The sequence below is a fragment of the Streptomyces sp. NPDC047085 genome (assembly GCF_040643735.1).
Classification (GTDB): Bacteria; Actinomycetota; Actinomycetes; order Streptomycetales; family Streptomycetaceae; genus Streptomyces.
Map to the genome: position 1 here is coordinate 471253 of NZ_JBEYUW010000002.1, position 23687 is coordinate 494939.

Sequence of the window (23687 nt, forward strand, 5' to 3'; positions counted from 1 at the left end):
CGAGAAGCCACTTCAGGAGCGGGCAATGGACAACGAGATTCAGCTGATCAGTGACGGTGATGGGCTGGCGGTCATCGGGAATGCGACGGATGTCGAACGCTTCCTCCTCTCGGAGGGACTGCCGTCGAAGGACCTCGGCGTGCAACGCCTCAAGTTCGTCGTCGGTACCGGGGCCGCAGCCGCTCAGGCAGGTTCGGAGATTGCCGCCAGCTCCGGTCGCTGGGTGAAGCTGACCAAGGAGTCTGCGCAGCGTGTCAAGAAGTTCGGGCTGACGGAAACCAAAACGCCAGGCATCAGCCACGCAATGGCGGGGAAACGCGGCTCAATCAAGTCATGGCTCCAGATCGAGAAGGGGGCCGGCTCGTTCCTGACCAACCCGGCGCTTCTGTCTGGTGCCGCGGGGATCATGGCCCAGCTCACGATGCAGCAGGCCATGGACGAGATCACCGACTACCTCGCCACGATCGACGAGAAGGTCGACGACGTGCTGCGCGCCCAGAAGGACGCTGTGGTGGCCCGCATGATCGGAGTGGACCTCATCATCGAGGAGGCCATGACCATCCGACAGCAGGTGGGCCGGGTCTCCGAGGTCACCTGGTCGAAGGTGCAGGCCGCGCCGGCGACGATCGCAGACACCCAGGCGTACGCGCTGCGTCAGCTCGACGCACTCGCGGAGAAGATGGAGCGCAAGACCACGATCGGTGACCTCGCCGCGACGGCCAAGGAAGCCGAGTCCACGGTTCGGGAGTGGCTTGCTGTGCTGGCTCGCTGCTTCCAACTGCAGGACGCGATCGCCGTGCTCGAACTCGACCGAGTGCTGGACACGTCCCCGCATGAACTGGACCAGCATCGCATCGGGCTTCGGGCTGCCCGACAGAACCGCCTGGATCTCATCGCGCGGAGCACCGAGCGTCTGGTGGCCCGGATGGATGTGGCTGCCGGCACGGCCAACGCGAAAGTGCTGCTGAACCCGTTCAAGTCCCCGGCCCTGGTCCAGTCGAGCAACCATGTCGCAACCAGCGTCCATGGCTTCCACGGGCGGCTCGGGATCGAGTCCGGTCGCCTGTCATCGGAGGCGAGACGATGGGTGGACGCGGCCACGGAGGCGAGGGACAAGGCGCTCGAGACAGGAGCAAAAAGCGTCGACGCCGCCATAAGCTTCGGCAACGAGACCCTCGACCGGGCCAGCTCAGTAACGGGCAAACTCTCCAGCGAGATCGCCGACCGAGCGCGCCGTCTGCTCGGGGACGAGGAGGAACGCGACGCGGACCGCTGAGAGAGCGCCGACCGTCAGCCACGTGTGCAGCCCGACTACACCCTCACTCCGAAGAGCCGGTTTACGCGTCACGGTGGCATGCGTCTGCCGGCCTGCCATCGTGACGCGCCGCCTTCAGGCCTCCGCCACAAAGTCCAGGAAGCGCGACCAGCCGTCCCGGCCCACAGCAAAGGCCGGACGGGTCACGTCCTTGGAGTCCCGTACACGGACGGCCTGTTCGGTGACGGCGACCTCGACGCAGTTGTCACCCTGGGTGCCGCTGTAACTGGACTTGAACCAGGCCAGTTCCGTCGTGCTCATAGCTCTCCTTGCAGTCGCTCCAGCAGACCCCGTGACTCCGTGGGGTTCAGGGCCTGCGACCGCAGTGTGTCATAGCGCTGGCAGAGGAGGCTCACCTCTTTCACGTCGGAGATGAGGCGGCCGTTCTGCTGGCCTTCGGAGTACGCGAACCGCTGGCCCTTCGGCGTTTCCAGGAGCCATACCGGCCCATCCAGGCACCCATGAAACTCGGTGTCCACCGGCATGATTTGGAGCGTCACGTTCCGCAAGGCGCTCAGCTTCAGCACGTGGGCGAGCAAGCCCCGCATGACCTCGGTCCCGCCGAGCCGACGCCGGAGCACATGCTCCTCCATGATGAAGGTGAATGGGACGTGGGCCCGCTCGTACAACACCTTCTGACGCTCCAGCCGTGCGGCGACCTGCGCCTCCATCTGGTCGTCCGACAACAGGGGGATGCTGTTGTCGAACACCGCCCGCGCATACCCCTCCGACTGCAACATCCCCGGCACCAACCGGCACTCATACGTACACAGACTCACCGCGACCTTCTCCAACTTCGCCCACCGCCGGAACCAGGCTGCCAGCCCCGCCTCCCCTCGCGTCAGAAATTTCGCCGCCTTCCTCAGCGCCCCGGTGTTCCCCAGCACCTCCTCCGCCCGCTCCACGAAGGACTCGTCCGGCATTCGCCTCCCCAACTCCACTGACTCCACCGTGTGTTTGGAGAACTGGACCAGCTCGGCGAACTCCGCCCTGCTGAGCCCCGCATGCTCGCGCAGGGCCTGGACGACCGCCCCGAACGTCCGCAGACTGTCCGACGGGTCCGGTTCCCGTACGCACTCCCCTTCCGCCACCGGGTCGACGTTGTCGGTCGTCATTCGAGGCCCACCTCCAGGTGCACACGTGCCAAACCCGCCATCGCAACCCCAGCGTGGCCAAGTGGAATTCGTACTGTCCACCGAACGTGTCCGTACGCTGACTCACCGTACGGAGGTCTGGCTGTGTCAGCCCGTGCCCTCCACATATGGACGGGCCAAGCGGCGCAGCGGGGACGTCCTGTCCCACACGTGCCAGCGCGCGCCACACACGGGGTCGGTCTCATAGGTCACCTCCGCAGGGAAGCCGTCGGCCCTGACCCGCTGGGGAGGCGGACCGGCGAGCATCCTGCCGCAGTGGGGACAATGGTCCGGGGTGCGCATGGGGTACATGCCCATCGGTCGTTCTCCTACCTACTTCAGCGCTCGTCGAAGCGGTGGCCCGACGGACCGTCCGAGCGGTCGCGCCCGGCGTCGCCACGTGGGCGAAGCGATGAAAGCCGGCCGCTCGCGGACGCGGCCCATCCGCTCGCAGCCACGGCCGCACTGTCGCATGCCAGAACGCGCCAGGCGTCTGGAGTCCAGGCGAAGATCGCGTCCTGGCCGAAGCGGCGCCCCAGTTCAAGCGCCGCGGCATCGCTGAGGCCTACGACGGCGACGCTCTCCTCTCGGTGGGTGCCGGACACGTCGCCTCCTTCGGCGACCCACCAGGTGAGCGCACGGTTGCGGATCTCGTCGAGCAACTGGCCCTGGGCGCGGGCGTTGTCGTCGGCGGAAGCGGTACGCCCACGGGGATTCCAGGCCGTGATCACGTGGACGGTGCCCACGCCGGCTGATTCCGGAAAGGGGCCTTCAGCTGTGCCCCAGGGACGCGGTTCGACTCGTACCGTCCGGCCCTGGTACTGAATGTGGGCGATCGCTGTCCGGTAAAGATCCCAATTACGAGGCGTACTGGTTGCGTCGGTGGCGTGCACAAGGGCCTCCTGTGAAACGAAGGACCCCCTTACACGTCGTGCAGGGAGATCGGTACTCGTCCCCACGGGTTCATGGGGCGTTGTCCTGGCCGGAAGGGCACTCTCGCGGTGGGCGAGATGGCCGGCCGGCGGCTGTCCCGGCCGTGCGCGACGGCTGGGTGGGCCGAGCCGCAAGATGTCATGACTCCGCTTCCGGAGTAAAGGGTTGTGAGAGACGTTGCGGGAGATCGACACGGGTGTTAGCTTCCCGGTCGGTCGTGTGTTCCAGCGCCAAGTCCCGGCTTGCTGGACGGCATCCCGCCCGAGGCGAGGTGCCCCGGGTGACGGCCAAGCCACGCGAGATGCGTGGGAAGCAGCAGATCACCGGGGTGCGGCGCGCTACCGGGGTCCTTCGACTCCGGGAGGCTACTGACATGCACGTTCCCTCCGAGACATCTCCTGGCCGCGAAGGCCTTCCGCTCATCGACGCCGCTGCCGCGCGGGCGCTGTTCCGCACGGCCGAGTCGAGCGGCCTCGGCCGGCTGGGGACCGACGAGCGCTTCGACGAATGGCTCGACAGCTCCTGCGATATCGCCTTCTACCGCAACGGGGACCATCCAACGCAGGCACGGGCCGTCGACATCCGCGACGAGGTGCCTGAATGGCTGAGCAACAGCCGTATCGGAAAAGCACGGCTGGAAGCCGTCTACCTCAATCCGGGCCGGCCCGAACCTTCTCCGAGTCAGGAAACTGCCCCCGATTCCACAGGGCTTGAGGATGCCGCAGACGCCACCCAGGCCGACGAGACGGACACCGACGCGTGTTGCTGCATGCCCGGTCTCTGCTGGTGCTGCGAGGCGGACAAAGAGCGCTACGCCAAGGTGGACAACCCTGAGGAGGCGGAGGGCGGTGGCGGCAATTGCCTCTTGGAACTCGTGGATGCCTTCCCCGGAGGGATGGCACAGGACCCGTCCTACGACCTGCGCGGCGAGCACCCACCGGACTTCGACAGGCGCTCGCTCCTGGGACTCGCCCTTCTCACCGAAGTTGCCCAGAGGAAGCTCGACACGGAGAGATGGGACACGGCCGGGCCGTGGCGTCTCTGGTGGTCCTCGTGCGTCTGTGATGTCACAGCTTCCCTGAACGAAACCCGGGATGCGGATCCCTCCGGCGATGACGCGGATGGGGACTCGGGCGAGGTCAGCTACTACGTGTCGGTCGAGTACGGCGGTGACACGCACACCGTCCAAGTTGTCGGGACACGTTGGGGAGATCAGCATGTGATGTACCGCGGACCCTTGTCGGAGCCCAGCGGCATGTTCGAGGACACCGGAACCCTGGAAGGGCTGCGGAGCGTACTGGAGCGGGCGACCGAGCAGGTACGGGAGATCGGTTATGAGGTCGATGGCGAGTGGAACGTCAACTGGTCCCGCTGCTACGTCCTTCTGGACCTGGAGCATTACTGACAGCCCCTTGACGTTGCCGCACCGGGTTCAGTGACGGCTGACCGTCGTACCGTCCAGGGGATGCGCCCGTACCCTCACGCAGCGTACGGGCCTCTCCCCTGGCGTGTGCCCCCGCGTGACCCTCACGGTGGCTCTCATGAACGCGACCACTCCCCACGCATCCACCGCCGTCAGGACTTTCGCGCAGCAACTGTCCTCGACCCGTCGCGGCGCAAGGCTCGCCCGGTTGCTCACCGCTGCGGAGTTGCGGGCCTGGCAGGTTTCACCCTCCGTGGTCGAGCGGGCGGAGCAGATCGTGGCGGAGCTGGCGGCCAACGCGGCGCTGCACGGTCGGGTTCAGGGCCGCGACTTCCGCTTGGCGCTCCACCTCGACCCTACGCCCGGACTCCTGCGGATTGCGGTCACCGATGCTCGGGGTGACCGCATCCCGTCAGCCGCCATGGACTTCGAGACCGGGCTCGACAGCGAGACAGGCCGTGGCCTGCTCATCGTTACCGCCCTGGCCGACCGCTGGGCCTCGGAAGCGTACCCGCCGGGTGGCAAGACCATCTGGGCGGAAATCGACACCTCCACCGCTCACGAGCCGCAGCAGTTGGACGGAGCCGACTGACGCCGGTGAGGGGCCTGTCGCACGCACGTGGCGTGTGCGGCGTATGGGACACCTGCGGCCGGACTGTGCCGGGCCCGGACCCATCCCGGGTTCCGGCCCCGGCTCTGAGCTGCCCCACCGTGCGAAGGATGTGTGGACTGCGTGAGAGAACGGCGAGCCCTACGTAAACCTCGCGGAATTCTAGGTGCCGTTTCGCCACAGCAGTGATGCAAAGCGCAGGGCCGTGGAGTCGCCATATCGGCCCGAGGATACGGCCGTTGACGGCGGCCGGAGGCGTTGGAACACCTTGTCTCACGTCGACATCAGTGAGGAACTGCTCCACATCACCTGCTCTATGATCGTTGAACATTTGACTTCATCGCGCCTGCAACCAGTCTCCGGTTGGTCCGGCCGCACGTGGACGTGGACACGTCCGTGAGGCTCGCGGTCGTGATGCGGGGAAAGAAAGGTGAAGAGCATGGCCTTCGGACTGCTCCGGCGTCGGCGTTCCCGCACTGCCGCGCTGGGCCTCTCAGTACCCCTGCCGGCCGGCGCGGGCGCATACGGCTGCGAGGTCGTCGACCCCATGGGGCAGCCCCTGGGGGGTGCCGAGGTCACGGTGACCGCGTTGGACAGCCACCGCGTCGTCGCCCGCGGCAGCACCGATCCGTACGGCCTGTTCATGGCCATGCTGCCGCCGGGCTCCTACAGCGTGATGGCCGCGACGGAGGGGCTCACACCCGCCCGCGAGAGCGTCGACATAGCCGCCGGAGTCGTCGTCTCCCCGATGCGCATCGCGCTGCCGCCCGCCCGTCAGCTGGAACTCCCGCCGCCCGGCACCTGGCTGTTCGACCCGCCGCACACCGCGATCCGGTTCATCGCCAAGCACGTGGGCATGGCCCACGTCCACGGCCGCTTCACCCGTTTCAACGGCGGCATCCGTATCGCGCCAGACATGGCCGACTCCCAGGTGTCGGTGCGCATCGACGCGTCCAGCATCACCACGGGCAACAAGACCCGCGACAACCACCTGCGTTCTGCGGACTTCCTCGACGTCGAGCGTTATCCGTACATCGACTTCACCAGCACCCGGTTCGTCTACCGGGGCGGCTCCAAGTGGACGCTTCACGGCACGCTCACCATGCATGGCACCAGCCGCTCCGTGGGCCTGGACACGACATACCTCGGCACGGTGAACGGCGGCTACGAGCAGGAACTGCGCTGCGCGGCGCTGGCGAAGGCGGAGCTGCACCGGGAGGACTTCACCCTCAACTGGCGTTCCATGCTGGCCCGTGGCATCGCGGTCGTCGGACCGACCGTGCAGCTGGAGCTGGACGCCCAGGCGATGTACCGCACCCCGGAGACCCCCACGCCCCCGGAGTAGGCGACAGGCCGGCCCTCCACGTTCCACCGACCTGGGGAGGCCGGTCTCCGGTGCTTCGGGCTAGCCCGACACGGATTCCTTCCAGCGGTAGCCCTCGGCCGCCTCGTCGTAGGGGCGCAGCAGCGGTTCCAACTCCGCACGCACCAGGTCGGCATCAGCCGCGGGCAGCGTCAGCGACGCACGCCGCATGCGGACGCTCCACGTGGCCGGGTCGGGGAACACCGACAGGCGCGGTACCAGGTCGCGCAGGACCAGCCCCTCGCGGAAGCGGGCCAGGCCGGACACCTCCAGGCGGCAGCCCTCCGGGAAGGTCCGCTCGCCGAAGACGACCGGCTCGTCCAGGGCCCGCACCGGACTGGCGATCGTGGCCCGGCCGACGATCCGTCCGAGGTCCCGCGTCGGGTTCCGGAAGCAGCCCCGTGTGGTGTAGAGGAAGATCTCATCGCCTTCCTCCAGCGCCCGGGCCGCCTTCGCCCGTCCTGCGGGGAACGCCATCCGCTGCTCGGTCACCACCCAGCTCAGGGCGGCCCTGTCTCCGATGATCAGCAGGTGCGACGACGGCATGCCGATCACGATAGCTGGCGGGGTGTCGGGCACTCGACGAGCGAAGGCTCACGAGCCGTGGGACGCGTCTCCTCCCCCGTCCTGGTCGTCCTACAACCCCGCCCTCGGCCGGCAGCAGCACGGGCAGCGCCTCGGGCTTCACCTTCTGCACCGACCTCACCTGTCCGAGGCCCAGTTCCTCCCGGCTGACCGGGCTGTTGTACAACGTGTTCGTGGCCTCCGGCAGAGCCGCCCCGCACAGGAAATGACCAAGACCCAGCGGCGGGCTCGCGCTCATCGGCATCATGGCGGCATGACAGGTGGGGCGGATGTGCGCGTGGCGACGGACCAGTTCAATCAGGCGGCCGTCGCTGAGATGGAGTCGGCAGCCAAGGACGAGCGCGAGCGAGTGCTGTCCCAGTTCCCGTTGGAGGGCTGGAGGACGCTGCCGCTTGAGCGCTATGCGCTCGGGCAGCCTGCGCCCGTCGGATCGGAACCGACGTACTGCCGGATGCTGGAATTCCTCACTCCGAACCTCGGCAGCATCAAAGGCGGCAGCGCCGCGAAGCACATCATGTACCGCCACAACTCCGGCGAGTGGCGCTTGGCGGCTCCTTTGCGTGGCATGGAACCGCAGGACGCCTGGAGGGACCTGCGCGAGCAATTCACGCAGGCGTTCGATGCTGTCGCTGCGGGGGACTTCGAGGCTCTGGATGACCTCGTAGCGCTGCGCTTTGGGCCGGCGTTGGTGACAAAGTCACTGGCGACCTACTTCCCCGAGCACTTTCTCCCCATCTATGCGGGAGAACACCTGCGCCGATTCATCACCCGGTTGGGCGGCTCGGCCCCGGGTGACGCACCAGCCTGGCGCAGCAATCGGCGCCTGCTCGAACTCGTACGGTCTCGTGGGGAGTTCGAGGGCTGGACGGGCCAGGAGGTCATGCACTTCCTGTACGAGCAGTTCGACCCGCGTCCCCACCACCGCACCATTTGGAAGATCGCACCGGGCGAACGGGGCAGGCTGTGGGACGAGTGCCGGGAGGGCGGGTTCGTCTGCGTCGGTTGGGATGAACTCGGGGACCTCGCCCTCTACCAGAGTGACACGGATCTGAAGCAGGCTCTGGACGCACGCTGGCCTGGCAGCAGCGGCGGCAGTCTGACCACCGCACGCAGGCTCCTCGCCTTCCGGGACCTCGAGACCGGCGACCGGATCGTGGCCAACCGCGGGATCGACGAGGTGCTAGCCACCGGCACCGTCGCCGGGAGCTACCAATTCCTCCCGGACCGGCCCGAGTACCAGCACGTGGTGCCGGTGACCTGGGATCTTTCCCACGCGCAGAAGCTGTCCAAGCCCCAGCGCGGCTGGCGGTCCACCTTCGCCAAGGTCGACCCGACCACATTCGCCAGGTTCACCGCGCAGCGGTCCAGCACCGCCCCGGGGGACGGTCCCACGTCGGCAAGCACGCCCGTCGCACTGCCCGAGGACGTGCAGGCCGTCCTGGACGCCCTCGATCGCAAGGGCCAGGTGATCCTGCACGGGCCGCCCGGCACCGGCAAGACGCGGCTCGCCCTCGGCGTCGCCCTCGCCCTGGCCGGCCGCGCGGACGTACTCGACGGTTCGGAACCGGAGCGACGTAGTGAGGCGCAGGTCGAAGTGCTCAGCGGTGACCGGGTACGGCTGGTCACCTTCCATCCCTCGTACGGGTACGAGGACTTCGTCGAGGGCTTCAAGCCCGACATCGACACCAAGGGTTCCGGGCTCACCCTCGACCTCGCGGACGGCCTGTTCCACACACTGTGCAGCCGAGCCGCCAACCATCCTGACCAGACCTTCCTCCTGGTCATCGACGAGATCAACCGCGGTGATCTGCCTCGGATCTTCGGCGAGTTGATCACGCTCCTCGAACTCGACAAACGCAACCTGCCCGTCGATCTGCCGGTCAGCAAGCGCAGCTTCTCCGTGCCGGCGAACGTCCGGATCATCGGCACGATGAACACGGCGGACCGGAGCATCAGCCACCTGGACGCCGCGGTGCGCCGCCGCTTCGCCTTCCTGCCCGTGGGTCCCGACCCGGACGCCGTGTCGGGAACGGTCGGCCCGCTCGACCTGGCGGCCTTCTTCGAGTCCCTCAACAGCCGTATCGCCCGCCATCTGGACCCCGATCACCAGATCGGGCACGCCTACCTGATGCGCGACGGGGAGCCGCTCGCCACCGAGGAGGATCTGGCCGCCGCCTTCCATCACGAGGTGGTCCCGCTCCTGGAGGACTACTGTCTCGGCCGGGCCGACCTGCTGCACCGCATTCTCGGCGGCCTGGTCGACGAGGACACCGGGCGGTCCGTAGTCATGTCCCCGCAGGATCTCGCCGACGCACTGGCCACCGAATTCACCAGTGACGCAGCGGGCCCTGATGCCTGACCACCGCCCCGAGGTCCGGCTCGGCGAGTACGAGTCCACCGAGTTGGGCACCGACCAGCTCACCGCCGGGGACGTCACCCGGCTGCACGCCCTCCAGGCACGCGGCTGTCTCAGTCTGACCGCGGGTCGCACAGGATGGCGTCTCAAGGCCGAGGCCACCGTCGGTGTACTGGTCCTGGACCGCGTCCGGCTGGTCGTCGAGCCGAAGTTCGCCATCCGGGGCGAGCAGCTGATGACCTGGCTCGCCTACGCGCTGCACACCCCGGTTCCGGCGACGGCCAGGCGCTGGTCCACCGGCCCCGACGGTTACGCCGACCTCGTGGCCGCCGCGCTGTTGGAGGAGTGCGAGATGCTCCTCCGGGCAGGGCTGCGCCGGGACTACGTCCGCCGTCAGAGCCTTGAACCGGTACTGCGAGGGCGCCTGGACTTCGCCGCGCAGGCCACCCGCCGCTTCGGGCAATTGGATCAGCTGCATGTCCGCACCTTCGACAGAGAGTCGGACATCTGGGACAACCGCGTCCTGGGCGTCGCGCTGCGAGCCGCGCTGAGCCAGACGACCGACTCCCGCCTGGCCCGTGCCCTGCACGGCATCGCCGACGCGTTTCCGCATTCCGGTACGCCGGCCGCCGCGTTGCGTGCACTCCAGCGCACCCAGTACACGCGCCTCAACGCCCGATATCGTCCCGCTCACACCTGGGCCCGCCTGCTGTTGGTGGGCGGAGGCGTGACCGACCTGCTGACCGACCACGGCACCACGGCGGGCGGCCTCCTGCTGGCCATGCCCATGCTCTGGGAAGCCGTCGTCCGACGGCTCGCCGCCGAGGCCGCCACCCCGCGCGGCGGACGCCCCGTCCCCGGTCACGGAGCGTCCGGCATCACCGTCCGCGGTGACTTGGGCAAGACCTCGACATTCCGCCCCGACCTCCTGCTCAGCTTCCCCCGCCCTGACACGGACGCCCCCGTCCTGCTGCCCGTCGACGCCAAGTACAAGCGCTACGACCGCCACGGTGTCAGCGCCGGTGACATCCACCAGCTCCTGACCTACAGCGCCGGCTACACACCCGCCGACGCCCCGAGCGCGGTCATCGTCCATCCCCAGCCCGGCGGGCACGCCCGACGCACGCTGCGGATCGGGACCTCGCAGCGCAGCCTCGGCGTCGTCCACGTCCTCGGGATCGACACCCATGCCCGGCCGGAGCAAGCAAGCGCGTGGATGCGGACGGCGCTGCCGTCGCCGCCGTAGTCAGCTCGACCAGGACACGTACCGGAGCGGCGCCCGCTCACAACGGCGGCTTGCTTCCCAGTACCCAGTCGAAGCCGAACCCGTACGCCCGGTCGACGAGTTCCTGGTGCGACAGCCACGGCTTCCCGGTGAACCAGCGGACCTCGCGCCGGAGGTCGAGCGTGTCCCGCCCGGGGGTCAGCAGGGCGATGGCACATGCAGTGGCCCCGGTGGGCGAGTCGTTTACCCGGCTTCACGAGCCTCACCCTGGACAAGCTGTGAGCTGGCCGGTGAGCCACGAGGGGTTCGGCATCGGAAACAACCATCTGGGTGCGCATGGCCGACCCACCGATGCAGAGGATCTCGACGCACACTTCGCAGGCCTGCCCAGCGAGGTCACGCGGCAGGAGACGATCAGCCCGGTGCCTGGCCCCCCTCCGGCACAGCCGGCGCCTCCGGCACCGGAGCCTGCCGCTCCGTCTGCAGAGCGGGAGACCGAGTCCCTGCGGGAGTACCGGCGCACGTGGGGCATCGTCCCCCCAGTTATCCGCCCCACCCTTTGCGGTGCCCGTCCGTCCGGAACGGCGACAGCTTCGCGGCTTTCTCACCTGCCGTCCTGCTGGACGGGGGCCAAGCGGGACGGTTGACGGTGCGCGCCGCCTCTGTACGCGGCGATTCACACAACTGGGAGGGCACCTGCCGCCAGGACGCCATGACGGTGACACGCATCGGTCCACCGGAGGCGGAGATGCTCCTGCTGGCCGTGGCCGATGGAGTGGGCTCGGCACTGAAGTCGCATGTGGGGCATCCGCTCGCACCAGGTTCAGCGTGATGCGCTGCGAATCCGGTCAGACGTCTGTCTGTGGTAGCCCCTACAGTTTCAGCAGCTACTTCTGCTGGGGGGAGCCATCACTATGGCCGAGGAACATGTGCGGTACCCGGAGTTCTGGTTGCGGCTACCGAAGAGCGGGCAGGTGGCCCGAGGACGCCTTCTGACGGAAAAGGGCACGAAGGGGAGGCAGAAGTTCGTCGTGGCGGCCGGGTCTCCCGTACGTTCCAAGGTGGTTCCGTCATTCGCCGTGCGAAAGCCCGCCTCGTTTCGCGTGCGACAGGAGCTGATCGCGGCCGGATCGATCCGGGAGTCCGATAGTCGTCAGGGATCGCTGGAGACGACCCTGGACATCGAGTTCACTTCGCCGTCGGCAGCCGCGGAAGTCCTGATGGGATGCAGCGTCAACGGGTGGGGGGTATGGAAGTCCGCCGACGGTGAATCACTGGCTGCGCACCTCAATCAGACTGTGACCGGACCGAATCGACCCTGGCTGGTCCGCGGCTCGAACGTAACCGGCCTCGACCTGGTTCAGCGCCTCTGGCTCCCGGAGGGCCGCGTCACTCTCGCCGCCGCCCGGCTACGCCAGGGCGTGGAGCAGGGCGTCAACAAGGAAACGCTTCGCGCTTTCGTGGAGGAGGACTACGAGTCCACAGCCACCTACAGTCAGAGGCAGCAGTTGGTGGAGGAGTTGCACGTCTTCCTCTCCCGCATGAAGCCAGGCGACACCGTGTGCACCATCTCCGGCGGGCAACTCTACGTCGGCGAGATCACCGGGGACGCGGAGCAGGTGGACTCCGAGGACCGACGGTCCAATCTGCAGCGGCCGGTGGAGTGGCAACAGAACGGATACCCGTACGACGACCTGCCGGAGGAGCTCCAGCAGAAGCTCTCAATCCAGCACGACGTGGTCGACCTCACTCCCGTCCAAGCCCACGTTGAAGGACTTGGCCTCACCGACCAGGAACTGCTCGAGGAAGCCGAGGCGATAGAGCGGGACCCGAGCGTCGAGATCCCGGCACTCACCGCCCGCCGTGAACTGAAGCTGCCCGAGCCGACGGACGCGCTGGCCGCCGAGCTCCTCGTGCACGACGCCGACTGGTTGCGCGAAGTCCGTGATCTGATGTGGGACGAACGGCAGTTGGTGCTGTACGGGCCGCCCGGCACCGGCAAGACCTATCTCGCGCTGAAGCTCGCGGAGTTCCTTGGCGGAGGGCCCGAGCAGGTCAAGCTCGTGCAGTTCCACCCCTCCTACGCCTACGAGGACTTCTTCGAGGGCTTCCGGCCGCAGGAAGATCCGCAGACCAGGGAGGTGGCCTTCCGGCTCACCGCCGGCCCGCTCCGCGAACTCGCCGACCTGGCCTCCCGCGAGGGAAACCGGCACATTCCACACTTCCTGATCATCGACGAGATCAACCGCGCCAACCTGGCCAAGGTCTTCGGCGAGCTGTACTTCCTGCTGGAGTACCGCAACAAGTCGGTCCGGCTGACCTACTCCGGCGACGACTTCGCGCTGCCGCCGAACCTGTTCGTGATCGGCACCATGAATACCGCAGACCGGTCCATCGCCCTTGTGGACGCGGCCATGCGCCGCCGTTTCGCGTTCATCGAACTCTCGCCGCGCACAGAGCCGACCAGCGGGCTGCTGCGGCGCTGGCTGGAGAAGGAGGGCAAGGACGCCGAGCCCGCCGATCTGCTCGACGCGCTCAACTCCCGCATCGACGACCCTGACTTCCGCATCGGGCCTTCGTATCTGATGAAGAAGGGCGTGTACCGGGAGGGTGGCCTGGAGCGGACCTGGCGGACGAAGATCCTGCCACTGCTGGAGGAGCACCACTACGGGGAGGGTGTGGACATCGAGAAGCGGTATGGGCTGGCTTCGCTGCGGGAGTCCCTGGCGTGACGGCCGTCGTGGAAGGGGTGGCACCGTCCGTCGAGCTGGTCGAGCACGCGCCGGCGATCAGCCTTGCCCTGTCGGGCGGCGTCGGCCGGGCACTCGCAGCCGGAGACATCGTGGACGCGGCACCCGATCCGTACACGCCGGGCCGCTGGTCGCTACGAGCCGGCAGCAAGGTCGGCGCGGTGGCCGTCGCCGTGCCGGGCGGCGGCGCGCCGTTCACCGTGCGCGTTACACCCAAGGTGCCCATCGCTCGCCTCTTTTTCCTGCTCGGCTACAGCCTCAACCCCAAAGGCGGCTGGCGGGACGGGGAAGTCGAGGTGGCCGAGCACCGGGACCTGCTGCCTTCGGTGGCCCACGCAGTGGAACGGCAGATCGACCGGGCGCTGCGACAGGGGCTGTTGCAGGGATACCGGGCAACGGAGGAGACCGCTCTCGTCGTGCGCGGCCGTATCCGTGAGGCTGAGCAGATCCGACGGCGATTCGGGGTCGTGCTACCGGTCGAGGTGGCGTACGACGAGTTCACCGCCGACATCGCTGAGAACCGAATCCTGCGGACGGCCGTCGAACGTCTGCTGCGCTTGCCGGGAGTGCCACGAGATGTGCGTCGCAGGCTGATGCACCAGCGGGCCCGGCTCGCGGACGTGACGGCGATCGTTCGCGGACAGACAGTCCCCCACTGGCGGCCCACGCGTCTCAACGCCCGTTACCACCACGCCCTCCACCTCGCCCGAGCCGTCCTCGACGGCACCTCGGTCGAGCACGCGCCCGGTGGTCTCCGCATCGACGGGTTCCTGGTCGACATGAACAAGCTGTTCGAGGACTTCGTGACAGTCGCCCTGCGCGAGGCCGTCCGCGATTCGGGCCACACCGCACGGCTCCAGGACCCGCACCACCTCGACGACGACGCCGCGATCCGTATGAAGCCGGACCTCGTGCTGTACGGCCCGGGCGGCGCTCCGTGCGCGGTGGTCGACGCGAAGTACAAGGCCGAGAAACGAGGCGGTTACCCGGACGCCGACCTGTATCAGATGCTCGCCTACTGCACCGCCCTCGGGCTGCCAGAAGGCCACCTCGTGTACGCCAAGGGCAACGCCTCACACGCGGCTCACCGGGTTCGGCACGCAGGCATCGTCATCCATCAGCACGCCCTCGACCTCAACCAGGACCCGACGGGACTCCTCGCCGACGTCGCGGAGGTCGCCCAGCGTCTGACGGGCAGCTGACGCGACGGATCCCGGCGGACACAGCGCGCGTATGATCAACTGCACAGTGTCCGTCCGGGGTGGGGAGTGCACGTCGTGCCGCAGCTCGCGTTCGCCAACAGCTTCTGGGAGAGCTACGACGTCCTGGAGAAGCCCGTGAAAGCGGGTGTGCGCAAGGCGATGCACAAGTTCCAGCAGCTGACCGTGCCCGAGCTCCAGGCGGACAAGGGGTTGCACCTGGAGTCCGTCGAGAACGCCCGCGACCCGCGCATGCGGACCATACGAATCAACGACTTCTGGCGGGGCGTCGTCCTCGCCCCGGACGACGGCAGCGATGTCTTCCTGCTCGTCAACGTCGTCCCGCACGACGACGCGTACACCTGGGCGGCCAAGCGCCTGTACACGACGAACTCCGCGACGCTCGGTCTGGAAGTCCGCAACGTGGTGGCGATCGAGCAACTGACCCCGGCGCTGGAGAAGGCGGCGGCCCAAGCCGAGGCGCTGCTTTTCGCCAAGTTCTCGGACACCGTGCTGCGCGAACTGGGTATCGACGACCAGGTACTCAGGGCGGTGCGAACCATCCTCGACAGACCGCAGTTGGACGCTTTCCAGACCTTGCTGCCGGAGGACCAGTACGAGGTCCTGTATTTCCTGGCGGACGGGTTCAGTCCCGAGGACGTCTATAGGGACGTGGTCGCGGTACGCCGGCCGTTCGACGCCGGCCCGGATCCGGACGCGAGCCTCGCCGTCGCCATCGCCAACACTACGAGCCGCATCACGCTGGTCACCGGCCCGGACGAGCTCGCCGAGATCCTGGAGAAGCCCTTCGCGGCCTGGCGGGTGTTCCTCCACCCCTCTCAGCGCCGGGTCGCCTACCGGGTGTCGTACGGCGGACCGGTCCAGGTCACGGGAGGTCCCGGTACCGGCAAGACGGTCGCGGCCCTCCACCGGGTCAAGCACCTGCTCTCGCGCTCCCCGCACACCCGTGTCCTGCTCACCACGTTCACCAACGCCTTGGCCGCCTCGCTGCGCGAGAACCTCTCCCTGCTGCTGGACGGAGACCAGGCCCTGCTCGACCGCGTCGACGTCACCACGGTCAACGCCTACGCCCATGGCATCGTGACCCGCCTCGACGGCAAGGCGCTCTCCCCCATCGGCGACCGTGACGAGCGGCAGCTCTGGCAGCGGGTCGTCAAGAAGCTCGGGTTGCCGTGGACGGAGCAGTTCCTGGCGCAGGAGTACCGGCACGTGATCCTCGCCCAGGACCTGAAGACACTCGACGACTACCGGAGCGCATTGCGGCGCGGCCGTGGCAGCTCGCTGTCGACAGCGCGGCGGGAGCAGTTGTGGCCCGCGGTCGAGATGTTCGAGCAGATGCTCCGCGAGCAGAAGGCCACCACCCACCTCAAGCTGTGTGCGCGAGCCGCCGATCTGCTGTCCTCCTCCGACCCGACGCACGACCACGTGGTGGTGGACGAGGCGCAGGATCTTCACCCCGCTCAGTGGCGCGTCCTGCGCGGCGCGGTGGCGCCTGGCAGTGACGACCTGTTCATCACCGGCGATCCGCACCAGCGCATCTACGACGCGAGGGTCTCGCTTAAGTCTCTGGGGATCTCGGTGACCGGGCGGACCCACCGGCTGCGCATCAACTACCGCAGCACCGAGGAGATCCTCGCCTGGTCAGCGCTCATCCTCAGCCCGGTGACCATTGATGACCTGGGGGGCGAGGGCAACGACAGCCTGGCCGGCTACCGGTCACTGCTGCACGGCCGCAGGCCGCTCGCGGAAGGGCACGGCTCGGAGCACGCGGAGGTGGCGGCACTCGTCGAGCGGGTGGAAGGCTGGATCGCCCAGGGCATCCGGCCGTCCGAGATCGGCGTCTGCGCCCGGTTCAACGTGCTGCTCGACAAGGTTTACGACAAGCTGAACGCGGCCGGGGTTCCCGTGGTCCGGGTCAAGGACAACCCGGGTCCGGACGTGGACGGGGTGCGCCTCGCCACGATGCACGCCATGAAGGGGCTGGAGTTCCGCTGCGTTGCCGTCGTAGGGGTGACGGAGACCGCGGTGCCCTTCGCACGGGAGGTCACACCTGTCTCCGTGGACACAGTCCAGCACGAGTCGGATCTGCTGCGGGAGAGGTGCCTGCTGTTCGTGGCGTGCACACGGGCCCGGGAAGTGCTGGCCGTGTCGTGGAGCGGAGCAGGGAGTCCGTTCGTGCCACAGGCGAAGTGAAGCGCGGGCCGGTTTGCGTCAGTCGCGGGGCGCGAGGGCTCCGTTGCCGAGCCCGTCCCGTGCCAGCGCGGCGGCCTCGCGGCTCAGCTCGGCCACCCTTCGCGACCGCTCCTCGAACTCCTGGAGCGCTCTGAACGCGGCCCCGTACCGGCGCTGTTCAGCGAGGTCCATCTGAGGGATGCGCGCACCCTTGCCGTCGAGCCGGAAGGTACCGCTGGCGCTAGTGGAGCGGCGAGTGTTGGCCGCACTACGCAGAAAGCCCCGGAGGAAGTCCGTGTCGAGCTGGTCGCTGACCGAGACCGGCTCCGGGTCGCCGTATGCGACCAGTCCGGCGCGGGCCAACTCGGCGACGCTGACGGAGGGGCCGTCCAGGACGCTGGAGCCGTCGCCGGCGGCCAGTGTGGGGAGCAACTCGTCCAGCAGTCGGAGCTGTTCGGTCAGTTCTCGACGCAAGGCTTGGTACTCGGCCTCGAAATCCCGGTGGGTTTCCACGACATGGCGTCCTGGCGTGAGGTCCACGATGTCGTCGAGCAGGTCGATCAGAGAAACGTCGGCCATCTGATCGGGTCTTGGCTTCGGGGAGTCGTCCGGGTGGTTCGCGGTCAAGTCGACCATGCGCACCTTGGTGACAGCGTCACCAAGTGCCTCAGGGCGGCGCAGGTGCCAGAGGTGCACGGAGAGCGCGTGCGAAGCCGCTGTTCCCGGCGGCAGGGCGGTGACCTGAGTGAGGACGCCGCGACGGACGAGTTCTGCGCGGATGCGACGGCCGGCCTTGCGGTAGGCGACCGAGGCAGGCATGACCATGATGACGCGCCCGCCGGGTGCGGTGTGCGCGTAAGCGTGTTGCAGCCATGCCAGTTCACCTTCGGCACGTGAGGGCGTACCGAGCTCCCAGCGGGAATCGAGGAGCAGTTCCTCGCGCCCCCAGTCGGCGTCGCTCACGGGCGGATCGCACACGACCAGGTCGGCCTTGAGGTCCGCCCACCGGTCGTCCCGCAGGGAGTCGCCTGTACTTATGTGAACGTCGGTGCGTCCTGCCAGGTCGGCGCGCAGCTGAGAGAAGCGGGCGCTGCGGACGTCGGACTCCTGCCCGCACCGCCGCGGCCCTCGTTCTGGTCCTACGGCGAGCAGAAGGGTGCCTATGCCACACGCCGGGTCAAAGAGGGTCGCATCGATGGACACTTCGCCAGCGAAGTGTTGTATCGCGCGGACGATCCGGGGCGAGGTGACCTGGTCCGACCCGGCTCTGCGCACGGAGTCCGTGAACCGCTCAGCGAGAGCGTCCACCACCTCGCCGGCGGAGCTGCTGTCGACCAGACCGCGGGCCAGGCGCTGAGCGTCCTCGGGGGGCGTCGGTGCGTCGCTCCGATCCCCGGCGAGAAACGACGCCAGGTCGGCGAGTCCGCCGACCATGTCGTCCCCGTAGGCGCCGCGCAGAGCCTGCCAGAGCAGCACCTCTTGCGAGACGTCCTGCCCCTTGCGCTGTCTGTCGAGCCAGGCCTGCACCTCGGCCAGATCGAACAGCGGACTGTTGGCACCGCCGCCCGCGGGCGTCGGGAAGTCGTCGTACCTCCGCCGCCAGTTGGAGACCGCTGCTCGGGTGACCCCCGCGAGTCGCGCGATCTCCGAGCCGGTGACGAGCGGCCCGTCAAGTGGCGGCGCAGCATGGTCCGTCATGCGGCCACCGTACACAGGACCACTTACACCTGCAACGTATATACGCGTTGACGATGTTAACGAACCGACGTGAATGTAGGTCAATGATGCCTGACGCCTCCCGGTGGACACAGGTCCCCTCGCCCATGTCCACCGGTCACCCGGGCCCCGGCTCAGGCGGCCCGGATTCCTTGGCCTCGGTGGATGCGGATGATGTCCGCGTACCGGTGGCCGCTGCCCTTGATGGTGCGCACTTGGGTGCGGTAGTCGACGTGGACGAGGCCGAAGCGCTTGTCGTAGCCGTAGGCCCACTCGAAGTTGTCGAGGAGGGACCAGGCGAAGTAGCCGGCCAGGGGGGCGCCCTGGCGGGCGGCGGAGGCGCAGGCGGCGAGGTGGTGTTCGAGGTAGGCCTGGCGTTCGGGGTCGTCCACCGTGCCGTCGGGGCGGACGATGTCCGGGTACGCGGAGCCGTTCTCGGTGACGTAGATCTTGCGGGCGCCGTAGTCGTCGGTGAGGCGGAGGAGGAGGGTCTCGATGCCGTTCGCGTCGATCTCCCAGTCCATGCCGGTGCGCGGGACGCCCTCGCGGCGGATGGAGCGGACGTAGGGCGCGGGGCCGGAGGGGTCGTCGATGACGTAGGCCGGGAAGTAGTAGTTCAGGCCCAGCCAGTCCAGGGGGGTGGCGATCGTGTCCAGGTCGCCGGGTTGTTCGGGGAGTTCGACGCCGTAGGTCTCGACCATGTCGGCGGGGAAGCCGCGGCCGTGGACCGGGTCGAGCCACCAGCGGTTGACGTGGCCGTCGTGGCGGCGGGCGGCCGCGTGGTCCTCGGGGCGGTCGGTGGCCGGGTGCACGGTGGAGAGGTTGTTGACGATGCCGATCCGGGCGTCGGGGGCTGCCGCGCGGACGGCCTGGGTGGTGAGGCCGTGGCCGAGGAGGAGGTGGTAGGAGGCGCGGACGGCGGACGGGAGGTCGGTCAGGCCCGGGGCCATCGTGCCTTCCAGGTGGCCGATCCAGGCGGAGCAGGAGGGCTCGTTGAGAGTCGCCCAGAGTTTGACCCTGTCGCCCAGGCGGGTGGCTACGGCCGAGGCGTACTCGGCGAGGGCGTACGCGGTGTCCCGTTCCGGCCAGCCGCCGCGGTCCTGGAGCGCCTGGGGGAGGTCCCAGTGGTAGAGGGTGACGGCGGGGGTGATGCCGGCTTCCAGGAGGGCGTCCACCAGCTGGTCGTAGAAGGCGAGGCCCTTGGGGTTGACCGGGCCGGTGCCGTCGGGGACGACGCGGGGCCAGGCCACCGACAGCCGGTAGGCGTTGGTGCCGAGTCGCCGCATCAGGGCGATGTCCTCGCGCCAGCGGTGGTAGTGGTCGCAGGCGACGTCGCCGTTGTCGTCGTTCGCGATCTTCCCGGGAGTGTGGGAGAAGTTGTCCCAGATCGAGGGTGAACGGCCGTCCTCGGTGACGGCGCCTTCGATCTGGTACGCCGCTGTGGCCGTGCCCCACAGGAAGTCGTGCGGGAGTGCGGCGAGGTCGATGCGTTCGGACACGGAAGTCCCTTCGGGATCAGGGGTGTTGGTCACTTCGGTCACTTGACGGCGCCTGCCGTCAGACCGGCGACGAGATAGCGCTGCAGGAGGAGGAAGCCCGCGACCACGGGCACGCTGACGACCAGCGAGGCGGCCATGATCTGGTTCCAGTAGACGTCGTTGAGGGTGGAGTAGCCCTGGAGGCCGACGGCGAGGGTGCGGGTGGTGTCGTTGGTCATGACCGAGGCGAAGAGGACCTCGCCCCAGGCCGTCATGAAGGCATAGACGGCCACCGCGACGATGCCGGGGATCGCGGCCGGCACGACGATCCTGAGGAGTGCGCCGAGCGGGCCGCAGCCGTCCACCAGTGCCGCCTCGTCCAGGTCGCGCGGCACGGAGTCGAAGTAGCCGATCAGCATCCAGATCGAGAAGGGGAGGGAGAAGGTGAGATACGTGAGGATCAGGCCGCCGCGGGAGCCGAACAGGGCGATGCCGGTGGCGTTGCCGATGTTGACGTAGAGGAGGAAGAGGGGGAGGAGGAAGAGGATGCCCGGGAACATCTGGGTCGAGAGGACGGTGACCGTGAAGACGCGCTTGCCGCGGAAGTCGTAGCGGCTGACGGCGTAGGCGGCGAAGACCGCGATCACCACCGAGCAGATCGTCGCCGAGCCCGCCACGATCAGCGAGTTCATGAAGTACTTCGCCAGCGGGACGGTCGACCAGATGTCGATGTACGGGCGGATCGTCAGGCCGCTGGGCAGCCAGCGGAACCTTCCCGTGACGTCGGCCAGCGGCTTCAGCGAGCTGGAGATCATGACGTAGACGGGGAGGAGGACGAACACCGTGAGCAGGGTGAGGAAGATCCGCCGGGACCAGACGAAGGAGCGCGGCGGGGCCATCGGGGAGGCCGGGGGGCTAGACATCGGCGGACCTCCGTCCGCGGGAGGTGAGCAGGAGGTAGACGCCCGTCACGACCAGCAGGAAGAGCAGGAGCAGGACGGACATGGCGGAGCCGGTGCCGAAGTTCCAGGTGACGAAGGACGCTTGGTAGATGTGCACCGAGATGAGGTCGGCGGCTTCCGGGGCGGCCTTGCCGAACAGGACGTACGGCGTGTTGAAGTCGTTGAACGTCCAGAGGAAGAGGACCAGGACCAGGACCTGGTTGACCGGGCGCAGTGAGGGCAGGGTGATGCGGCGGATCTGCTGCCACATGCCGGCACCGTCGAGGGCGGCGGCCTCGTACAGTTCGCGCGGGATGTTCTGCAGGCCGGCCATCACGATGAGGAAGGCGAACGGCCAGCCCTTCCACACCGACACGGTCAGCAGGGCGTAGAAGCTGTTGTCGCCGATGAGCCAGAAGGAGGGCTTGTCGGTGAGATGCAGCTGGTCGTGCAGGACGTGGTTCACCAGGCCGTTGTCGTGCTGGAACATGAACACCCAGGTGATGACGGCCGTGTAGACGGGCAGCGCGTACGGCACCAGGAACAGGGCGCGCAGCAGGCCCCGGCCGCGGAAGGTGTCCTGCATGTAGATCGCGGCGGCCGTGCCGATCAGCCAGCACAGGGCGACCGACAGCAGGGTGAAGCCGACGGTGACGAGGAACGAGTGGAGCAGGGCCTCGCCGACGGGTGCGTCGAAGTCCACCGACACCTTGTAGTTGCCGAGGCCGGACCAGGGGGCGGTGCTCCAGTCGCGGATGTAGAACTGGGTCAGTTCCTTGAAGCTCATCACGATGCCGATGACCATCGGCACCAGATGGACCAGGAGTTCGAGGAGCAGGGCCGGCAGAAGCAGCAGATAGGGGAGCCCGATGCGGCGGATCCGCCCGGTGCGGCGGCGGGGTTCGCGCGCCGCCGCACCGGGGGACGTCTTGCGCACCGGCTCCTGAAGAGCGGTGGTGGTGGTCATCGTGCTCACGCCGCCGGCATCTGCTGCTGGGCCTTCTCCAGCTTGGCCTTGACGGAGTCGGTGGTCAGCGTGCGTCCGGCGGCCGCGTCGGCGAACAGTTCCTTGACCGCCGTACCGACCGCCGTCTCGAACTGCGACTCGGAGGCCACCTGCGGCAGCGCGGCGGCGCTGGTGGCGAGGGTGCTCTTCAGGATGGCGGTGGACGGGGTGTTGAACGCCGCGTCCTCCTGGGCGGCCTTCACCGGCGGGATGGAGGTGTAGGCCTTGTTGAGGATCTTCTGCTCGGCGTCGCTGGTCATGAACTTCACGAACTTCGTGGCGCCGTCGAGGTTGTGGCTGTTCTTGAAGACGGCGATGTTGATGCCGGCGACCATCGAGTTGACCTGGGTGCCGGTGCCCGGGGTGCCGGACTGCACGGGGACGGGGGCGATGCCGTACGCGTCCTCGCTCATGCCCTGCGACTTGAGGTTGGCGGCGGCGGACTGCCAGAGCAGCATGGCCTGCTTGCCCTTGGCGAAGTCGCTGACGGACTGGTTCTGCGCGTACTCGGCGTCGCCGGTCGGGATGACCTTGTCCTTGGACATCAGCTCGACGTACTGCTTGACGGCCTCGACCACCTTGGGGTTGGTGAAGTCGGGCTTGCCGTCGGCGGTGAAGAAGTCGGCGCCGTGCTGCTTGGCGAAGACGAAGACGTGGTGGATGTTCTCCGAGAGGTTCGCGCCCTCGGCGCCGAGCACAGACTTGCCCTTCGCCTGGATCTTCTTGCCGTCGGCGATCAGCTCGGCCCAGGTCGCCGGGGGCTTGCTGATGCCGGCGTCGGCGAAGATCTGCTTGTTGTAGTAGAGCGCGTACGCCATCGAGTACAGCGGCACGGCGGCCGGGTCCTTGCCCGCGGCGCCGGTGGAGCCGAGCGCGGAGTCGACGAAGCGGTCCTTGCCGCCGATCTTGTCGAAGTTCTTGGCGTCCCACGGCACCAGCGCGCCGGTCGCCTGCAGGGAGGCGCTCCAGGTGTTGCCTATGTTCAGCACGTCCGGGCCCTGTCCGGAGGTGGTCGCGGTGAGGATCCGGTTGAGCAGGTCGGACCAGGGGACGACCTCCAGCTTCACCTTGATGCCCGTCTGCTTCTCGAACTTGTCCAGTTCGGGCTGCAGGACCTGCTTGTCGACGGCGATGCTGGCGCCCTGGTTGGAGGCCCAGTAGGTGAGTGTCTTCGGCGAGGCGTCGGATCCGCCGCCGCTGGACGAACCCCCTCCGCAGGCCGTGGCCGCGAGGGCGAGAGACATGGTGACGGCCCCTATGGCCGCGGCTCGGATGCTGCGCATGGCTCTTGGTGTCCCTTTCCGGGAGAACGAGAACCTTCAGGGCCACGCACGGACGCCGATACCGCGTTCGACTCCCGAAAGCCCCTCATGGCTTAATTTACGACGTGAGTTAAACCTCCGGAGAATCGATCGTCAAGGGGAAGTGCAGGGATATACAAGAACGTGGCCGGGTGAGGGA

At 68.0% G+C, this 23687-nt stretch carries 19 protein-coding genes and 1 riboswitch; of the genes, 10 read left to right on the forward strand and 9 right to left on the reverse strand.

What is annotated here, in order from left to right:
* Positions 1 to 25 precede the first annotated feature (25 nt).
* Positions 26 to 1276, forward strand: coding sequence for a hypothetical protein (locus ABZ865_RS07790; protein ID WP_361225527.1), 1251 nt, complete (start codon positions 26 to 28; stop codon positions 1274 to 1276).
* A gap of 114 nt (positions 1277 to 1390) precedes the next feature.
* Here ABZ865_RS07790 and ABZ865_RS07795 read toward each other — a convergent pair whose 3' ends face one another.
* From ABZ865_RS07795 to ABZ865_RS07805, 3 genes are all read right to left on the reverse strand, one after another.
* Entirely contained in the window at positions 1391 to 1576 is a 186-nt protein-coding gene (locus ABZ865_RS07795) for a DUF397 domain-containing protein (protein ID WP_361225530.1), read from the reverse strand.
* The gene (locus tag ABZ865_RS07800; RefSeq protein WP_361225533.1) at positions 1573 to 2430 is read right to left on the reverse strand and encodes a helix-turn-helix transcriptional regulator; all 858 of its coding nucleotides are present in this window, start codon (positions 2428 to 2430) and stop codon (positions 1573 to 1575) included. The genes ABZ865_RS07795 and ABZ865_RS07800 overlap by 4 nt, the downstream gene beginning before the upstream one ends.
* Positions 2431 to 2786: 356 nt before the next feature.
* The gene (locus ABZ865_RS07805) at positions 2787 to 3341 is read right to left on the reverse strand and encodes a DUF3293 domain-containing protein (RefSeq protein WP_361225536.1); all 555 of its coding nucleotides are present in this window, start codon (positions 3339 to 3341) and stop codon (positions 2787 to 2789) included.
* A 253-nt stretch (positions 3342 to 3594) separates the two neighbouring features.
* Positions 3595 to 3702: riboswitch (SAM riboswitch) on the forward strand.
* Positions 3703 to 3754: 52 nt separating this feature from the next.
* Between ABZ865_RS07805 and ABZ865_RS07810 the strand changes: the two genes are divergently transcribed.
* The 3 genes from ABZ865_RS07810 (at position 3755) to ABZ865_RS07820 (ending at position 6759) form a co-directional block, all read left to right on the forward strand.
* Complete coding sequence (locus ABZ865_RS07810; RefSeq protein WP_361225539.1) at positions 3755 to 4786, forward strand: hypothetical protein; 1032 nt, start codon at positions 3755 to 3757, stop codon at positions 4784 to 4786.
* A gap of 136 nt (positions 4787 to 4922) precedes the next feature.
* Positions 4923 to 5396 (forward strand): ATP-binding protein, encoded by a 474-nt coding sequence (locus ABZ865_RS07815; RefSeq protein WP_361225542.1) that lies wholly within the window; start codon positions 4923 to 4925, stop codon positions 5394 to 5396.
* Positions 5397 to 5853: 457 nt separating this feature from the next.
* The gene (locus tag ABZ865_RS07820; RefSeq protein WP_361225545.1) at positions 5854 to 6759 is read left to right on the forward strand and encodes a YceI family protein; all 906 of its coding nucleotides are present in this window, start codon (positions 5854 to 5856) and stop codon (positions 6757 to 6759) included.
* 60 nt (positions 6760 to 6819) lie between these two features.
* On the opposite strand, the gene ABZ865_RS07825 is transcribed toward ABZ865_RS07820, so the two are convergent.
* The gene (locus ABZ865_RS07825) at positions 6820 to 7323 is read right to left on the reverse strand and encodes a hypothetical protein (protein ID WP_361225548.1); all 504 of its coding nucleotides are present in this window, start codon (positions 7321 to 7323) and stop codon (positions 6820 to 6822) included.
* A gap of 292 nt (positions 7324 to 7615) precedes the next feature.
* Between ABZ865_RS07825 and ABZ865_RS07830 the strand changes: the two genes are divergently transcribed.
* The 6 genes from ABZ865_RS07830 to ABZ865_RS07855 all read left to right on the forward strand — a co-directional run bounded on the left by ABZ865_RS07830 (position 7616) and on the right by ABZ865_RS07855 (position 17106).
* On the forward strand, positions 7616 to 9721 hold the full coding sequence (locus ABZ865_RS07830; protein ID WP_361225551.1) for an AAA family ATPase: 2106 nt from the start codon (positions 7616 to 7618) through the stop codon (positions 9719 to 9721).
* A complete protein-coding gene (locus ABZ865_RS07835; protein WP_361225554.1) occupies positions 9714 to 10964 on the forward strand; it encodes a PE-PGRS family protein in 1251 nt (416 codons plus the stop codon). Before ABZ865_RS07830 ends, ABZ865_RS07835 begins: the two co-directional genes overlap by 8 nt.
* A 691-nt stretch (positions 10965 to 11655) precedes the next feature.
* Positions 11656 to 11775 carry a hypothetical protein gene (locus tag ABZ865_RS07840; RefSeq protein WP_361225557.1) on the forward strand — a complete coding sequence of 40 codons (120 nt, stop codon included), beginning with the start codon at positions 11656 to 11658 and terminating at the stop codon, positions 11773 to 11775.
* An 82-nt stretch (positions 11776 to 11857) separates the two neighbouring features.
* Positions 11858 to 13675, forward strand: a complete 1818-nt coding sequence (locus ABZ865_RS07845; protein WP_361225560.1) for a DUF4357 domain-containing protein — start codon at positions 11858 to 11860, stop codon at positions 13673 to 13675.
* Positions 13672 to 14895 carry a restriction endonuclease gene (locus ABZ865_RS07850; protein ID WP_361225563.1) on the forward strand — a complete coding sequence of 408 codons (1224 nt, stop codon included), beginning with the start codon at positions 13672 to 13674 and terminating at the stop codon, positions 14893 to 14895. Before ABZ865_RS07845 ends, ABZ865_RS07850 begins: the two co-directional genes overlap by 4 nt.
* A gap of 75 nt (positions 14896 to 14970) precedes the next feature.
* The gene (locus ABZ865_RS07855; protein ID WP_361225566.1) at positions 14971 to 17106 is read left to right on the forward strand and encodes a UvrD-helicase domain-containing protein; all 2136 of its coding nucleotides are present in this window, start codon (positions 14971 to 14973) and stop codon (positions 17104 to 17106) included.
* 18 nt (positions 17107 to 17124) lie between these two features.
* On the opposite strand, the gene ABZ865_RS07860 is transcribed toward ABZ865_RS07855, so the two are convergent.
* From ABZ865_RS07860 to ABZ865_RS07880, 5 genes are all read right to left on the reverse strand, one after another.
* Positions 17125 to 18783, reverse strand: coding sequence for an N-6 DNA methylase (locus ABZ865_RS07860; protein WP_361225569.1), 1659 nt, complete (start codon positions 18781 to 18783; stop codon positions 17125 to 17127).
* A gap of 152 nt (positions 18784 to 18935) precedes the next feature.
* Entirely contained in the window at positions 18936 to 20300 is a 1365-nt protein-coding gene (locus ABZ865_RS07865) for a GH1 family beta-glucosidase (protein ID WP_361225573.1), read from the reverse strand.
* A 38-nt stretch (positions 20301 to 20338) separates the two neighbouring features.
* On the reverse strand, positions 20339 to 21178 hold the full coding sequence (locus tag ABZ865_RS07870; protein WP_361227218.1) for a carbohydrate ABC transporter permease: 840 nt from the start codon (positions 21176 to 21178) through the stop codon (positions 20339 to 20341).
* Positions 21179 to 21194: 16 nt separating this feature from the next.
* A complete protein-coding gene (locus tag ABZ865_RS07875) occupies positions 21195 to 22187 on the reverse strand; it encodes a sugar ABC transporter permease (RefSeq protein ID WP_361227221.1) in 993 nt (330 codons plus the stop codon).
* A gap of 5 nt (positions 22188 to 22192) precedes the next feature.
* The gene (locus ABZ865_RS07880; protein ID WP_361225576.1) at positions 22193 to 23509 is read right to left on the reverse strand and encodes a sugar ABC transporter substrate-binding protein; all 1317 of its coding nucleotides are present in this window, start codon (positions 23507 to 23509) and stop codon (positions 22193 to 22195) included.
* Positions 23510 to 23687: the final 178 nt, after the last annotated feature.

Excerpts from the sequence above, each read along its gene's own strand:
- ABZ865_RS07845 (WP_361225560.1), top strand. The coding sequence starts at position 11,858 with ATGGCCGAGGAACATGTGCGGTACCCGGAGTTCTGGTTGCGGCTACCG.
- ABZ865_RS07875 (WP_361227221.1), bottom strand. The coding sequence starts at position 22,187 with ATGACCACCACCACCGCTCTTCAGGAGCCGGTGCGCAAGACGTCCCCC.
- ABZ865_RS07820 (WP_361225545.1), top strand. The coding sequence starts at position 5,854 with ATGGCCTTCGGACTGCTCCGGCGTCGGCGTTCCCGCACTGCCGCGCTG.
- ABZ865_RS07800 (WP_361225533.1), bottom strand. The coding sequence starts at position 2,430 with ATGACGACCGACAACGTCGACCCGGTGGCGGAAGGGGAGTGCGTACGG.
- ABZ865_RS07825 (WP_361225548.1), bottom strand. The coding sequence starts at position 7,323 with ATGCCGTCGTCGCACCTGCTGATCATCGGAGACAGGGCCGCCCTGAGC.
- ABZ865_RS07810 (WP_361225539.1), top strand. The coding sequence starts at position 3,755 with ATGCACGTTCCCTCCGAGACATCTCCTGGCCGCGAAGGCCTTCCGCTC.
- ABZ865_RS07860 (WP_361225569.1), bottom strand. The coding sequence starts at position 18,783 with ATGACGGACCATGCTGCGCCGCCACTTGACGGGCCGCTCGTCACCGGC.
- ABZ865_RS07815 (WP_361225542.1), top strand. The coding sequence starts at position 4,923 with ATGAACGCGACCACTCCCCACGCATCCACCGCCGTCAGGACTTTCGCG.
- ABZ865_RS07880 (WP_361225576.1), bottom strand. The coding sequence starts at position 23,509 with ATGCGCAGCATCCGAGCCGCGGCCATAGGGGCCGTCACCATGTCTCTC.
- ABZ865_RS07790 (WP_361225527.1), top strand. The coding sequence starts at position 26 with ATGGACAACGAGATTCAGCTGATCAGTGACGGTGATGGGCTGGCGGTC.
- ABZ865_RS07795 (WP_361225530.1), bottom strand. The coding sequence starts at position 1,576 with ATGAGCACGACGGAACTGGCCTGGTTCAAGTCCAGTTACAGCGGCACC.
- ABZ865_RS07870 (WP_361227218.1), bottom strand. The coding sequence starts at position 21,178 with ATGGCCCCGCCGCGCTCCTTCGTCTGGTCCCGGCGGATCTTCCTCACC.
- ABZ865_RS07835 (WP_361225554.1), top strand. The coding sequence starts at position 9,714 with ATGCCTGACCACCGCCCCGAGGTCCGGCTCGGCGAGTACGAGTCCACC.
- ABZ865_RS07830 (WP_361225551.1), top strand. The coding sequence starts at position 7,616 with ATGACAGGTGGGGCGGATGTGCGCGTGGCGACGGACCAGTTCAATCAG.
- ABZ865_RS07840 (WP_361225557.1), top strand. The coding sequence starts at position 11,656 with ATGACGGTGACACGCATCGGTCCACCGGAGGCGGAGATGCTCCTGCTG.